The sequence below is a fragment of the Chryseobacterium sp. MEBOG07 genome (assembly GCF_021869745.1).
GTDB lineage: Bacteria > Bacteroidota > Bacteroidia > Flavobacteriales > Weeksellaceae > Chryseobacterium > Chryseobacterium viscerum.
Map to the genome: position 1 here is coordinate 4,911,614 of NZ_CP084579.1, position 12,970 is coordinate 4,924,583.

Annotated in this window: 18 protein-coding genes; 1 reads left to right on the forward strand and 17 read right to left on the reverse strand. The window is 34.3% G+C overall.

The annotated features are described in order from the left end of the window. Positions 1–84: 84 nt before the first annotated feature. From eno to LF886_RS22655, 8 genes are all read right to left on the reverse strand, one after another. Positions 85–1,377: a phosphopyruvate hydratase gene (eno, locus tag LF886_RS22620; protein ID WP_124532170.1), complete on the reverse strand. Its 1,293-nt coding sequence runs from the start codon at positions 1,375–1,377 to the stop codon at positions 85–87. Positions 1,378–1,598: 221 nt separating this feature from the next. After that, the gene (locus tag LF886_RS22625) at positions 1,599–2,747 is read right to left on the reverse strand and encodes a hypothetical protein (protein ID WP_236851918.1); all 1,149 of its coding nucleotides are present in this window, start codon (positions 2,745–2,747) and stop codon (positions 1,599–1,601) included. Then, positions 2,744–3,073 carry a hypothetical protein gene (locus LF886_RS22630; RefSeq protein WP_236851919.1) on the reverse strand — a complete coding sequence of 110 codons (330 nt, stop codon included), beginning with the start codon at positions 3,071–3,073 and terminating at the stop codon, positions 2,744–2,746. The genes LF886_RS22625 and LF886_RS22630 overlap by 4 nt, the downstream gene beginning before the upstream one ends. Positions 3,074–3,096: 23 nt before the next feature. After that, a complete protein-coding gene (locus tag LF886_RS22635; protein WP_236851920.1) occupies positions 3,097–3,426 on the reverse strand; it encodes a hypothetical protein in 330 nt (109 codons plus the stop codon). 69 nt (positions 3,427–3,495) lie between these two features. After that, positions 3,496–4,284, reverse strand: coding sequence for a sensor histidine kinase (locus LF886_RS22640; RefSeq protein WP_236851921.1), 789 nt, complete (start codon positions 4,282–4,284; stop codon positions 3,496–3,498). Positions 4,285–4,292: 8 nt separating this feature from the next. Then, positions 4,293–4,925, reverse strand: coding sequence for a hypothetical protein (locus LF886_RS22645; protein WP_236851922.1), 633 nt, complete (start codon positions 4,923–4,925; stop codon positions 4,293–4,295). A gap of 2 nt (positions 4,926–4,927) precedes the next feature. After that, a complete protein-coding gene (locus LF886_RS22650) occupies positions 4,928–5,773 on the reverse strand; it encodes a hypothetical protein (protein ID WP_236851923.1) in 846 nt (281 codons plus the stop codon). A 6-nt stretch (positions 5,774–5,779) separates the two neighbouring features. Next, positions 5,780–6,412 carry a response regulator gene (locus LF886_RS22655; RefSeq protein WP_236851924.1) on the reverse strand — a complete coding sequence of 211 codons (633 nt, stop codon included), beginning with the start codon at positions 6,410–6,412 and terminating at the stop codon, positions 5,780–5,782. Between the two features lie 390 nt (positions 6,413–6,802). On the opposite strand from LF886_RS22655, the gene LF886_RS22660 reads away from it, so the two are divergent. Continuing rightward, entirely contained in the window at positions 6,803–7,237 is a 435-nt protein-coding gene (locus LF886_RS22660) for a hypothetical protein (RefSeq protein ID WP_236851925.1), read from the forward strand. 47 nt (positions 7,238–7,284) lie between these two features. Here LF886_RS22660 and LF886_RS22665 read toward each other — a convergent pair whose 3' ends face one another. From LF886_RS22665 to secY, 9 genes are all read right to left on the reverse strand, one after another. Further along, positions 7,285–8,109, reverse strand: a complete 825-nt coding sequence (locus LF886_RS22665) for an N-acetylmuramoyl-L-alanine amidase (RefSeq protein WP_236851926.1) — start codon at positions 8,107–8,109, stop codon at positions 7,285–7,287. Positions 8,110–8,224: 115 nt separating this feature from the next. After that, complete coding sequence (gene rplQ / locus LF886_RS22670; RefSeq protein WP_236851927.1) at positions 8,225–8,737, reverse strand: 50S ribosomal protein L17; 513 nt, start codon at positions 8,735–8,737, stop codon at positions 8,225–8,227. Between the two features lie 6 nt (positions 8,738–8,743). Then, entirely contained in the window at positions 8,744–9,739 is a 996-nt protein-coding gene (locus tag LF886_RS22675; protein ID WP_103231544.1) for a DNA-directed RNA polymerase subunit alpha, read from the reverse strand. A 33-nt stretch (positions 9,740–9,772) separates the two neighbouring features. Next, entirely contained in the window at positions 9,773–10,381 is a 609-nt protein-coding gene (gene rpsD, locus LF886_RS22680; RefSeq protein WP_103231545.1) for a 30S ribosomal protein S4, read from the reverse strand. 19 nt (positions 10,382–10,400) lie between these two features. Then, positions 10,401–10,790, reverse strand: a complete 390-nt coding sequence (gene rpsK, locus LF886_RS22685) for a 30S ribosomal protein S11 (RefSeq protein WP_047491454.1) — start codon at positions 10,788–10,790, stop codon at positions 10,401–10,403. A gap of 12 nt (positions 10,791–10,802) precedes the next feature. Continuing rightward, positions 10,803–11,180 (reverse strand): 30S ribosomal protein S13, encoded by a 378-nt coding sequence (gene rpsM, locus LF886_RS22690; RefSeq protein ID WP_002983260.1) that lies wholly within the window; start codon positions 11,178–11,180, stop codon positions 10,803–10,805. A 9-nt stretch (positions 11,181–11,189) separates the two neighbouring features. Beyond that, positions 11,190–11,306, reverse strand: a complete 117-nt coding sequence (gene rpmJ / locus LF886_RS22695) for a 50S ribosomal protein L36 (protein ID WP_007839480.1) — start codon at positions 11,304–11,306, stop codon at positions 11,190–11,192. A gap of 62 nt (positions 11,307–11,368) precedes the next feature. Beyond that, on the reverse strand, positions 11,369–11,584 hold the full coding sequence (gene infA, locus LF886_RS22700) for a translation initiation factor IF-1 (protein ID WP_034684855.1): 216 nt from the start codon (positions 11,582–11,584) through the stop codon (positions 11,369–11,371). 3 nt (positions 11,585–11,587) lie between these two features. Continuing rightward, complete coding sequence (gene secY, locus LF886_RS22705) at positions 11,588–12,967, reverse strand: preprotein translocase subunit SecY (protein WP_103231546.1); 1,380 nt, start codon at positions 12,965–12,967, stop codon at positions 11,588–11,590. Positions 12,968–12,970: the final 3 nt, after the last annotated feature.

A 12,970-nucleotide genomic window follows, 5' to 3' on the forward strand; every position in this document is an offset into this window, starting at 1 on the left:
TATTTATTTATTTTTTTTAAATATACCACTTTCCATAAAATACGGCAAACAAAAATTATCGCTTGCCGTTATTTATAAATTCAATTATCTTTTTATTTTAAATGCTTCCAGTCCTGGGAAAATTGCAGTTTCGCCTAGTGCTTCTTCAATTCTCAACAACTGGTTGTATTTTGCCATTCTGTCTGATCTTGAAGCTGAACCTGTTTTGATTTGTCCACAGTTCATTGCTACTGCTAAATCAGCAATGGTAGAATCTTCAGTTTCTCCTGATCTGTGAGACATTACGGAAGTGAATTTGTTATTCTGAGCCATTTGTACCGCTGCCATTGTTTCAGAAAGAGAACCAATCTGGTTTACTTTTACAAGGATAGAGTTGGCAATATTTTCTTTTACTCCTCTTGATAGCCTTTCTACGTTGGTTACAAATAAATCATCTCCTACTAACTGTACTCTGTCACCGATTTTATCAGTTAACATTTTCCAACCTTCCCAGTCATTTTCCTGCATACCGTCTTCGATAGAAATGATTGGATATTTAGCCGCCAATTCCGCAAGGTAAGAAACCTGTTCACTGCTTGAAAACTGAGCTGCATCCGGAGTCTGGAATTTTCTGTAATCGTAAATTCCATCTTTGTAGAATTCAGAAGCGGCACAGTCAAGTGCTAACATAATGTCGTCACCTGGCTTATAGCCTGCTTTTTCAATTGCCTGAAGTAATGTATCCAAAGCATCTTCAGTTCCTTTGAAAGTAGGAGCAAAACCACCTTCGTCACCTACCGCAGTAGATAAACCTCTTGAATGAAGAATAGATTTAAGATTGTGGAAAATCTCAGTTCCTTTTCTCAATGCATGAGAGAAAGAATCTGCTTTTACAGGCATAATCATGAATTCCTGGAATGCAATAGGAGCATCTGAGTGAGATCCACCATTGATAACATTCATCATAGGAACAGGAAGTGTATTTGCATTCACACCACCCACATATTTATATAGAGGCATTCCTAATTCTGCAGCTGCAGCTCTTGCTACGGCCAAAGAAACACCAAGAATTGCATTAGCACCAAGATTTCCTTTGTTTGAAGTTCCATCAAGATCAATCATAATCTGATCGATATAATTTTGTTCGAAAACCGGTTGTCCAACTAAATTCTCTGCAATTACTTCTTTTACATTTTCAATAGCTTTCAGAACTCCTTTTCCCTGATATTCTGAACCACCGTCACGTAATTCTACCGCTTCGTGTTCTCCTGTAGACGCTCCTGAAGGTACAGCAGCACGGCCCATAGCCCCACTTTCTGTAAATACATCTACTTCGATGGTAGGATTTCCTCTGGAATCTAAAATCTGTCTTGCTTCTATGTAAGAAATTGCACTCATTTTTTATTTTTTTAGTTTAGACAAATTTAATCAAAATTAAACTTTCAGGGGTATTTCAAGGGATTTTTTTGAAAGAAATGCAAGTTAAATTTTAGTTAATTTATATTATGATAACTCTACAAATTCTTTGTGGAGAGCCGGAGATTTAAAATGGGGAAATAATGATAAAAAAACTCACCTTTTAAAATTTAAAAGGTGAGTTTTTTACTTTAATTATGATACTATTCTTTTTTCATTGCATCAAAATTGAAACTGACATTTAAGAATCCAAAAAGATTATTGTTTTTAATGTCATATTTTAAAATCAATGGAACCCAAAGGTTTTTTAAAATCCTTATTCTTAAATCTGCATTGGCTAGGAACTGGTCATTTTTTTCATCAGTCATTATTCCTGAAACAATTCTTTTATATTCAAAATTAGGCTTAAGCTCTACGATAGATTTCTCTTTAGTTTCCCAAATCGAAATATTCAATCCTAATTGTGACGAAAATTCTTTTCGTTTTATAACCGATGTCGTGATACTGTCTTTTGCTTTAAACTGATTTCGGAAGTCTATTTCCAGTTTACTCCCTTTCTTAGATTTTAATCCTTGCAGATAAACCAAATTGGCATCAAACTCGTCTAAAAATTTTGTGTTTTTTTGAAAGTTACTATGGAACCCTATTGTTAATAAAGGCCGCCTTTTAAATCGGCCTAATTCATTTTGAAAGGTATCTAAAAATTTTTTAGCATCAATTCCATCCTGCTCTTCCAGTAATATTTTTTTAAAATCATCTGGTAAATTATCTATAGGTAAATAATATTGTTTTTCAATTGATTCTTTTGCTAATTTCTCTACTTTTTCATATTTATCAGAAGGTGCAATGTTTCTATATTTCTGTAAAGCAAATATTAAAGCAGAACTAAGCTTTTCAAAATACTTGCCTGATTCATACTCTTCTCGGGCTAGGCTTGCTATGGTTGTATCCCTTTTGTTAATGATTGCCCAATCAAATCCATAATTAAATCCTTTAAACTTATAATCATTATCAAGGTTTAATCCTATCTGCACTTGAAAATTTCTATAAAATGTCTCTCGCTTACTTGTGTAATTATAGTCAATTAATAATGTACTATCAGCCTTAGCTCTTAATGAAAATATATTTGCTTTAAACTGAAAAGATTTATTTTCACTTGTTAATCCTTTAAAAGAGGCTTGCATAAAATCAGTTAATACATCTTTCCAATTTCCTGATTTTGTTTCTTCAATTTTATTATAAAAACTGTCTGATTTTAAATCCTTTTTAGAAAGAACTCCATTCTGGGCAAAAACTAAGATTATATTAAAGAAAAATATAATAATCCCTAATTTATATGTTAGCGTTTTCATAATTTATCTTTATTTATTACTTTAAAATGATATGTTAATAAGTATCCATTTCCCTTTCTATTTGCAGGGTTTAAATCAGAATCTTCACTAAGAACAATATCACCATCAATTTTCACTCTTGTATTTTTATCTATTGATAAAGGATTTGATCCAATTATATAAAGATCATATTCTGCGTTTTCATTTAATTTAAAATCTTCAGAAAAAGATCCATTTTCTGTTTTCTCAAAAAGAGGCACTGTAGTTCCCTTTTTAAAGATTTTATAAATAATTCCCAAAATTGAAGTTCCACCACTTACTGTAATATTCAATGTTATAGTTTTCATGATATATAGTTTTTTTAAGTTATTTATTTTCTTGGTGTAGGAGATAAAAGCCCTGCTAAAGCACCTATTGCTCCTGATGAAATGGTCGCAAAAATAGTGACCAGTTGATTATCTTTAGCAGCACCATCATTCCAGTAAGCAATGAGAATAAGTCCTGCTATAATTGTAATGACTGCCAACCCGAGCATGAGTACAATAATTCTATAGATCCAATAGTCTGTGTCTTTTGGGCTTCTTATTTCTACGTTTTTAATAGCCTCTATCGGATTTGTTTTAAATCTTTCCTGAAGATCACTGTTGTTTTTTAAAGCAGCTTCCAAATCTCCAATACTGTCGTTAATAAGAGTTTTCATGGCTTTTAATTTTATATATCAAATTTCCCTCTAAAAAACAGAACAGTCAATTACACAAAAGGGTAATTTTTATACAGTTATTTTAAAAACCAGACAGGTTCCAGGGTTTTCAGATAAAATATGACATTCACCGGACAGTTCATTCATTCTTCTTTTCATATTTCTGAGGCCATTTCCCTTTGGTTGCTCATCCGGAATACCGATTCCGTTATCTGATATTTTCATAGAAAAATTATTTTTTTCCTGTGAAAATGAAAGTTTCAATGTATCTGCATGACTGTGTTTGTATACATTATTCACGGCTTCTTTTAAACAGAGAAAAAGATTACGTCTCATTTCTGTGGAAATAGAAGTTTCAGTAATGATATCTTCACATTCCGAACGTAATACTATTTTTGTTTTCTTTAAAAAATTTCCGGTATATAATATCGCATAATCGATGAAACTGCCTAATGTATCATTTCCTGAGTTCAGACTCCAGAGCATTTCTCTCATGGAGATGTTCATTTCTTCAGAGGTCTTCAGAAGTTCATCGATATCACTTTGCAGATCATCGTCTTCTGCTTTCTGTTTCAGAAATTCTGCCTGAAGTTTCAATGCTGAAATTCCTGCTCCCAGGTCATCATGCATATCGAGGGAAATACGTTCCCGTTCCTGTTTCAGCACTTTTTGTTTTTCGAGTTCTTTCTGGAGCAGCTGGTTTTGGTGTTCGGATTCTTTAAGCTGTTGCTGCTGAATATAAAAAAGCTGCCTTTTATTATACAAAACAACAATGAAAACAATGAAAATAACAAAAGTTATTAACAGAATGACTGCTATAATATAAGCCAATCTTATTGTATCCGGCAATTGTTTCATATTGTGTTTTATTTTCCGCTATTTTCAAATTTCCTTAGGGCAATATAGAATATTCCATACATAATGATGTTAACACAGTACTGTATAACTTTTAAAATTTGTAGAAAACCAGGATCATTCTCTTTAAGAAAAAACATTGGTATTGACCTAAAAAGAAAGAAGATACTCCAAAAGAGTAAGCCACAAGAAACCCAAAAATGGGGATCGTTAAAAATCTTTATTTCATCAAAGTTTTTCAGCCTGAAATAGAACCAAACCAATGCATTGATGATAAAATAAAAGCAAACTAATATTCCTAATGTATTTTCATAGTTTTCACTATAAAATTTCACAAACAGAACAATATAGGCAAGTATGGCAATGAGGACATACAGAAAGAGTGTTTTGAATTTTTGAGGGAAACTTTTTGCATAATATCTGTTGAAAAAGATAATCAGAAAAATACTGTAATAATTGAAGAGATAAGCAAAGTCGAATTCCTGAATATATATTTTATAATGTCCATAAAGCTCCAGACATAGAGACAGAAATAAATATACCGTAAAATAGTTTTGGCTGGAAAGACCTTTCTTCCCAGCTAAAACCATCGACTTTACAGTATCTATAAAGAGTATTGATATGTAGATAATCTGAATGAGCATTTCTATGGATAAAGTGAGCCCATATCGAAAAATACTTCTTTCCCGACAAGGTCATCCGGCAGGTATCTTCCGATTGGGGTAAGTCTTTTTTCATTTCCGTTATAGGCTGCAGCATACGCCACATCATCGAAAGCATAATAAGGATTGTCTCTGAAATACTCTCTGATGATGTCAAGCTCTATCACTTCACCAAGAGTAAACTGGACTTCTTTGTAAAGGTGACCATCTATATTTCTTTCATGCAATATCTTACTGATATCTGCCCAGGTATAGTATATTCCTTCTGCCTGCAGCAATGGAGCTCTGTAAGTATTCATATTAGTATAAAATTGTGATGACAGGTAGTTATCATGCAAGATTCGTCTTTCTTCAGGGCTAATGAAGTCCATATCTGCTTCAAACTTATGTCCCAAATTAAAGATAATATAATGTCCCATTGCGTTATCATTATGATCCAATGGTGTTGCAACAAAGTATAAAAATTCGTTTGCACCGGTAGAAACATTTGTACTGCCCGTGTACTTAATATAATCCTGCTGGCTAATGAATATAAACTCAAATTTAATCCCTTTTCCCTGAGGACTGAAGGTGTTGAATAACGTTTCAAAAGTACTTATATCTACCAAATAGCTGTTCAGGTACGGATTGACCAGTTTTGATGCAGCTCCGGAATTACTTAAAACACCTTTTTTCGCCTGAAACATAAACATGATTCCGATATCATGATCCATATGTCCTACTGCAACCAATGGATTAGTTCTTTCTTTTCTTAGCGAAACCAGATCCGCTAGTTTGTTTCCAATAGCCTCTGTCCCAAATTCGGGATTTTTTAACTCTAATGTCTCCATAATTTCTTAGTTTTTAAAATTGTTAAACTTATTGATAGCCTCCACCTTATTGTTTACGTGAAGTTTTCTGTAGATATTTCCAACATGTTTTTTGACGGTATCGATACTGATAAATTTCTGATCCGCAATTTCTTTGTATAGAAGGCCTTGCGATAGAAGTTCCAGAATTTCTTTTTCCCGTTCCGTAAGTTCGTCGAAGCCTTTGATCTCTGGGAGTTTTTTTTCAAAATGTTTAAGAACTTTTCTGGCAATAGAAAAACTCATTGGAGCTCCGCCTTGGTATACATCCCGGATGGAAGAAAGAATCTTGTCCATGCTTTCTCCTTTCACCAAGTACCCCATCGCACCAGCTTTTAAAGAATTGAAGATCTTTTCATCATCGTCAAAACTGGTACACATGATGAACTGTGTATTGGGCATTTTTTTTCGTAGTTTTTCTATGATTTCGATTCCGAGCATATCTTGCAGCTGGATATCCATCATTACTACATCCGGAGAAAAATCGGGCAGATTTTTCATAGCATCATTCCCATCAAAGAACTGAGCAATTACTTTCATGTCCTCCTGGTAATTGATGACTTTCTTCAACGCATTGTTGTAGTTCTTTTCGTCCTCTACTATGGCGATGGAAATGCTCATGACCTTTTTTGTTTGTAGCAAATTTCAACAGAAAACAAATGGAAATCAATTACACCTTTGTGTAATATTGACATTTGAGTTTATAGTTATGGTGCAGTCTTTTAGTTTTTACTAAATTTAATCAATTTTTCACTTCAAAATCAATATTAATTTAAATTAATATCAACATAATAAAATAAACAGTGAATAAATATCAAATAAAGCTTCAGAAATGAGGCTCAACCTTCAAATAATAATGTTACAGAACCAAGCTCTCTAACATTATTTTATTTTCTTAATTAAAAAAAGAGAATTATACATTAATATCGGTGGAAAATTCTCATATTATCAGGCATGATTTTTGTAAAATTTAAAGAATAGAAATTATAATAAATATCAAAAAAAATAATCATGAAAAAAGGTCTTTTAGCACTTGGTGCTGTACTTGCATTAACAGCAGTAAGCTGTAAAAAAAGCGAAAGTGGAAACAAAAGCGTTATCAAAATAGACAGTTCAACAACTGTTGTTACGGACAACAATGGAAAAGTAGATTCGGTAACACAAAGTTCTTCTACTGTAGATATCAATGGACAGAAAACTGAGAAAACAGATTTCGTTTATAAAGCTACAGACGGAACATTAGTAAAAGTGGTATTCAAAAATGATCCGAAGGAAAGTACAGTAGCCATTACCAGCAACAAGAAAACATTTACATTACCTAAATCAGAAACCAAAGGTGATGAAACGGTTTACAAGAAAGATGATATGACTGCAAGGGTAAAAGGAGACAGTCTCCACCTTGAGCAAGGTAATAATATTATTGAACTGAAAAGAACAAAGATTTAAAATAGAAATGTCCCTCAATAAGAGGGACATTTTATTTATATAAGTTTTTAAACTTTCTTCACCAAATCACTGTTGATCCAACCGTATATAGGCTCACCATCTTTTCCTGCTTCCATCAAAACATATACATAGAACCATCCCAGTTTACTTTTGATAAACTCGACCTGGGTATTTTTCTTAAGTTTAACCACTGTTTCAAATCCGGTTCCTGCACCGGTTCTTACATTAGCGTATTCCGCGCTTACCTCAAACATATCTGCAGTATCATCTTCTCTTCCCAATAGTTTCGCTCTGAAGCTTTCCATAGGAAATGCCGGACCTGGATCGTTTTTTCTGAAAGGAGCAATATCATCATGCCCAAGAATATCTTTAATATTGTAGGTTTCCATCAACAGTTTACAAACCTGAAAACAGGTCTCCAATTGTTTTTCTGTAAAGCTATGCCAATAAGAAGTAGTATTTTCATGTTTATGCTTAGCTGCCACTACAACATCTTTAGAATATTCTTTTTCAAACCATGCATAAAACCGTTCATTTACTTTCGTAAGTCTTCCCGGGTTTTCGAGCTCAATACCAATAGAAAAATCATTGAACCCTGAACGGTCGGCCCATCGGCTTCTTCCCGCATGCCAGGCTTTCTTATTAAATTCTACCATTTGGGTAATCCTGCCATCTCTATCGATAATAATATGAGCTGAAGCTTTTGCTGTAGGGTCCTGAAACCAGTTTATCGAATTTTCAGCTCCGCGTCCTGCTGTAAAATGAATGATAATGTATTCCGGAATAATAATTCCCTCTTTATTGGGAGATTCTGTAAAGGTAATGCTCTCCCCGGAAATTGTTTTTCCTAACTTATCTTTTACGATGATCATGATCAAGATTTTTTTAAACCCTCAAAGTTATTCTAAATATATTAATTAAACATTAATGAAATAAAAAAAAACCATCCGTATTACGAATGGTTTTCATTATATATCTGAATGAATATTATTCTTCAGTTTTTTCTTCAGTAGAATCAGCTTTAGCTTCTTCTACTTTCTCTTCTACTACAGGAGCATCAGCAACTACTGCTGTTTTAGCCGTTGTAGATCTTCTGCTTCTTCTCGTAGCTTTTTTCTCTTCAGCATTAGGGTTGTAAAGCTCGTTGAAATCTACCAATTCGATAAGAGCCATATCAGCAGCATCACCTGGTCTGAAACCTGTCTTAATGATTCTTGTATAACCACCGTTTCTTTCAGCGATTTTAGGAGCTACAGTTCTGAATAATTCAGCAACCGCAAATTTATTTTGAAGGTAAGAGAATACTACTCTTCTGTTGTGTGTAGTATCTTCTTTTGCTTTTGTTAATAGAGGCTCAACATATACTCTTAAAGCTTTCGCTTTAGCTACAGTAGTGTTGATTCTTTTATGCTCAATTAGAGAACAAGCCATATTAGAAAGTAAAGCGCTTCTGTGAGAAGCTGTTCTTCCTAAGTGATTGAATTTTTTACCGTGTCTCATTATTAATTATTTATCAGCGTCTAACTTATATTTTGCAACGTCGAAACCGAAGTTAAGACCTTTTGAATGCACTAATTCTTCTAGTTCTGTCAAAGATTTTTTACCAAAATTTCTGAATTTCATCAAATCAGACTTACTGTAAGAAACCAATTCTCCAAGAGTTTCTACTTCAGCTGCTTTAAGACAGTTAAGGGCTCTTACTGAAAGATCCATATCTGCTAATTTAGACTTAAGTAGTTGTCTTGTATGAAGAGTTTCCTCATCATATTGGATAGATGCTTTTACAGCTTCAGTTTCAAGCGTTATTCTCTCATCAGAGAACAACATGAAGTGATAAATTAATATCTTAGAAGCTTCTGTTAAAGCATTCTGAGGGCTAATAGACCCGTCAGTTTCTATATCTAATACAAGTTTTTCGTAGTCTGTTTTTTGCTCTACACGATAATTTTCAATGCTATATTGTACTTTCTTGATCGGCGTAAAAATAGAGTCGATAGCAATAGTTCCTACAGGAGCATTGTTTGACTTATTTTGTTCAGAAGGCACATACCCTCTACCTTTTTCAATATTGAAAGTAATTTCGAAAGTTACATCACTGTTTAGGTTACAAATCACTAAATCTGGGTTTAGAACCTCAAATCCATTGATAGATTTCCCTAAATCACCAGCAGTAATAACCGTCTGACCTGAAACTTTAGCAACAACCTGCTCGTTAGCCTGGCCTTCTGCTGAAGCTTTTAATCTTACCTGCTTAAGGTTAAGAATAATTTCGGTAACGTCTTCGATTACTCCTGGAATAGTTGAAAATTCGTGCTCTACACCTTCTATTTTGATAGATGAAATAGCGTATCCTTCCAGAGAAGAAAGCAACACTCTTCTCAAAGCATTACCGATTGTAAGCCCGAAACCTGGTTCTAAAGGTCTAAATTCGAATTGACCTTTAAATTCATCAGAGTTAAGTAAAATTACTTTATCGGGTTTTATGAATTGTAAAATTGCCATATTATTGGGTTGAGCAAAAATTTGATTAAAAAATTATTTAGAGTAAAGTTCGACGATAAGGTTTTCCTTAATGTCCTCCGGAATCTGGATTCTTTCAGGAGCAGAAATGAAAGTACCTTCTTTCTTCTCATCGTTGAATTGTAACCACTCATAGTTTGACTTAGAAGCCAATGAATTGGTAACAACTTCAAGAGACTTAGACTTTTCTCTTACAGTGATTACATCACCAGCTTTTACCAAGTAAGAAGGGATATTAAGAATTTCTCCGTTCACAGTGATGTGTCTGTGAGAAACCAATTGTCTAGCTCCAGATCTAGTTTTTGCAAACCCTAATCTGTATACTACGTTATCCAATCTTGATTCGCAAAGCTGTAGAAGTACTTCACCTGTTACACCTTTGCTTCTGTGTGCTTTTTCAAATAAATTAGCAAACTGTCTTTCTAAAATACCGTAAGTATATTTAGCTTTTTGTTTTTCAGCTAACTGAACTGCATATTCTGATTTTTTAGCACCTCTTCTTTTGTTAGGACCGTGTTGTCCTGGCGGTTGGTTTTTTCTTTTCTCGAAGTTTTTGTCATCTCCGTAGATTGCAGCACCAAACTTTCTAGCAATCTTAGTTTTAGGTCCAATATATCTTGCCATAATGGGTAAATTCTAAAAATTAAACTCTTCTTCTTTTTGGAGGTCTACATCCATTGTGTGGCATTGGAGTCACATCAACGATTTCACTAACTTCAATTCCTGAGTTGTGAATAGTTCTGATTGCAGATTCTCTACCTGCACCAGGACCTTTAACGTATACCTTTACTCTTCTTAATCCAGCTTCGTGAGCAACATTAGAGCAATTTTCAGCTGCCATTTGAGCAGCAAATGGAGTATTCTTTTTAGAACCTCTGAAACCCATTTTACCGGCAGATGCCCAAGAGATAACTTCTCCGCTTTTATTTGTTAAAGAAATGATGATGTTATTGAAAGAAGCTTGAATATGTGCTTCACCAATAGCTTCAACTTTTACTTTTCTTTTTTTAACTACTTTACTTTGTTTTGCCATAATTCCTAACGATTATTTACTTGCCTTTTTCTTGTTAGCAACTGTTTTTCTCTTTCCTTTACGGGTTCTAGAGTTGTTTTTCGTTCTCTGGCCTCTTAAAGGTAATCCTAGTCTGTGACGTATTCCTCGTTGGCATCCTATGTCCATCAATCTCTTGATGTTCAATTGCACTTCAGATCTCAATTCTCCTTCTACTTTAACGTTTTCGGAGATATATGTTCTGATTGCAGCCAATTCATCGTCATTCCATTCGTTGACTTTCTTGTCTTCGCTGATACCGGCAGCTTTAAGGATTTCAGAAGAAGTACTTCTTCCTACTCCATAGATGTAAGTTAAACCGATAACACCTCTTTTGTTTTTTGGTAAATCAATACCTGCAATTCTCGCCATAATTTAATGTTAACCTTGTCTTTGTTTAAATTTTGGGTTCTTCTTGTTGATTACGAATAGCACACCTTTTCTGCGTACAATTTTGCAATCAGCGCTTCTTTTTTTAATTGATGCTCTTACTTTCATTTTGATAGTATTTATTTTTTACAAATGCCAAATGGAATGTGTATTCCATTTGGCTAAATGTTTTAGTATCTAAATGTGATCCTCCCTTTTGTTAAATCGTAGGGAGACATTTCTAGTTTTACCTTATCACCAGGTAAAAGTTTAATATAGTGCATTCGCATTTTGCCGGAAATATGAGCAATAAGAATATGCCCATTTTCAAGTTCTACACGGAACTGGGCGTTCGAAAGTGCTTCCGTTATAACGCCGTCTTGTTCAATATGTTTTTGTTTTGCCATAAATTAATATCCAGTCGTTCTAGACAGTTTAGACTGCATTAAGCCATCATAATGATGGTTCAGCAGATATGTATTAATCTGTTGAACTGTATCTAAAATTACCCCCACCATAATCAACAATGATGTTCCCCCGAAAAATAGGGCAAACGCATCTGTCTGAACAAAGCTTCCATGCACAATTGCCGGAAGGATTGCAAAGATAGATAAAAAAATTGCACCTGGCAAGGTAATTTTTGATAAAATATCATCTAAGTAATCAGCTGTCTCTTTACCGGGTCTTACTTTCGGTACTAAACCTCCATTTCTCTTTAAGTCATCAGCCATCTGGTTTACCGGAATTGTAATTGCAGTATAGAAAAACGAGAAGATAATAATTAATAGCGCAAACAATACATTGTACTGCCAGCTAAAAACATTCTTGAAACCTGCAAGAAAAGTGTTGGACTCATCGAATTTTGTTAATAATCCTGGTACGAACATCAATGCCTGAGCAAAGATAATCGGCATTACACCAGCAGCATTTACTTTCAATGGGATCCATTGTCTTGCGCCCTGCATAAGATTCTTGTTTACACCTCCTCTTGCTTGAGCTCTGCTTACATACTGAATAGGGATTTTTCTAACAGCAACTGATAAAATCACCGCTAAAAGAACTACCACCATCCAGAATAATACTTCAATAAGGATCATAATAGATCCCATTCCTCCTTTTCCGTTCTGTACGGCCATCTCCTGTAAGAATGCTTCAGGTAGTCTTGAAAGAATACCTACCATAATAAGGATGGAAATACCATTTCCGATTCCTTTGTCGGTAATCTTTTCACCTAACCACATTGCGAACACTGAACCAGCAACCAGAATAACAATACTTGGTAACCAGAACATGATAGAATTTGGCTCTACAAAATATGCAGATTGGAACTGAGCATACGGTAAGAATAATTGAGTAATAGAAGTTAGGTAAGAAGGTGCCTGTACCAGACAAACTCCAATCGTTAACCATCTTGTAATTTGGTTCAATGTATTTCTACCTGACTCTCCATCTTTCTGAAGCTTCTGAAGATAAGGAATAGCCATCCCCATCAACTGAACAATAATAGAAGCAGAAATATAAGGCATAATTCCCAACGCCATTACGGAAGCGTGGCTAAAAGCTCCCCCCGTAAACGACGAAAGCAAGCCAAGGAGACCTGCTCCTTGCTTGTTACCGCCTTGATTTTTATAATGCTCTAAGAGATCTCCCACTTCTGCAAGATTAATTGCGGGAAGTGAGATATAAGATGCGAATCTATACACAAGGATAATACCTAACGTAAAGAGAATCTTATCTCTTAACTCCTTTAGGCTCCATATATTTTTAAGTGTTTGTATAAATTCTTTCATTAG

Coding starts and splice junctions, on each gene's coding strand:
- eno (WP_124532170.1), bottom strand. CDS start 1,377: ATGAGTGCAATTTCTTACATAGAAGCAAGACAGATTTTAGATTCCAGA.
- rpsK (WP_047491454.1), bottom strand. CDS start 10,790: ATGGCAAAACAAAGTAAAGTAGTTAAAAAAAGAAAAGTAAAAGTTGAA.
- LF886_RS22630 (WP_236851919.1), bottom strand. CDS start 3,073: ATGAAAACTATAACATTGAATATTACAGTAAGTGGTGGAACTTCAATT.
- secY (WP_103231546.1), bottom strand. CDS start 12,967: ATGAAAGAATTTATACAAACACTTAAAAATATATGGAGCCTAAAGGAG.
- LF886_RS22660 (WP_236851925.1), top strand. CDS start 6,803: ATGAAAAAAGGTCTTTTAGCACTTGGTGCTGTACTTGCATTAACAGCA.
- rpmJ (WP_007839480.1), bottom strand. CDS start 11,306: ATGAAAGTAAGAGCATCAATTAAAAAAAGAAGCGCTGATTGCAAAATT.
- LF886_RS22655 (WP_236851924.1), bottom strand. CDS start 6,412: ATGAGCATTTCCATCGCCATAGTAGAGGACGAAAAGAACTACAACAAT.
- LF886_RS22675 (WP_103231544.1), bottom strand. CDS start 9,739: ATGGCAATTTTACAATTCATAAAACCCGATAAAGTAATTTTACTTAAC.
- LF886_RS22640 (WP_236851921.1), bottom strand. CDS start 4,284: ATGAAACAATTGCCGGATACAATAAGATTGGCTTATATTATAGCAGTC.
- LF886_RS22650 (WP_236851923.1), bottom strand. CDS start 5,773: ATGGAGACATTAGAGTTAAAAAATCCCGAATTTGGGACAGAGGCTATT.
- LF886_RS22635 (WP_236851920.1), bottom strand. CDS start 3,426: ATGAAAACTCTTATTAACGACAGTATTGGAGATTTGGAAGCTGCTTTA.
- LF886_RS22645 (WP_236851922.1), bottom strand. CDS start 4,925: ATGCTCATTCAGATTATCTACATATCAATACTCTTTATAGATACTGTA.
- LF886_RS22665 (WP_236851926.1), bottom strand. CDS start 8,109: ATGATCATCGTAAAAGATAAGTTAGGAAAAACAATTTCCGGGGAGAGC.
- LF886_RS22625 (WP_236851918.1), bottom strand. CDS start 2,747: ATGAAAACGCTAACATATAAATTAGGGATTATTATATTTTTCTTTAAT.
- infA (WP_034684855.1), bottom strand. CDS start 11,584: ATGGCAAAACAAAAACATATTGAACAAGACGGCGTTATAACGGAAGCA.
- rplQ (WP_236851927.1), bottom strand. CDS start 8,737: ATGAGACACGGTAAAAAATTCAATCACTTAGGAAGAACAGCTTCTCAC.
- rpsD (WP_103231545.1), bottom strand. CDS start 10,381: ATGGCAAGATATATTGGACCTAAAACTAAGATTGCTAGAAAGTTTGGT.
- rpsM (WP_002983260.1), bottom strand. CDS start 11,180: ATGGCGAGAATTGCAGGTATTGATTTACCAAAAAACAAAAGAGGTGTT.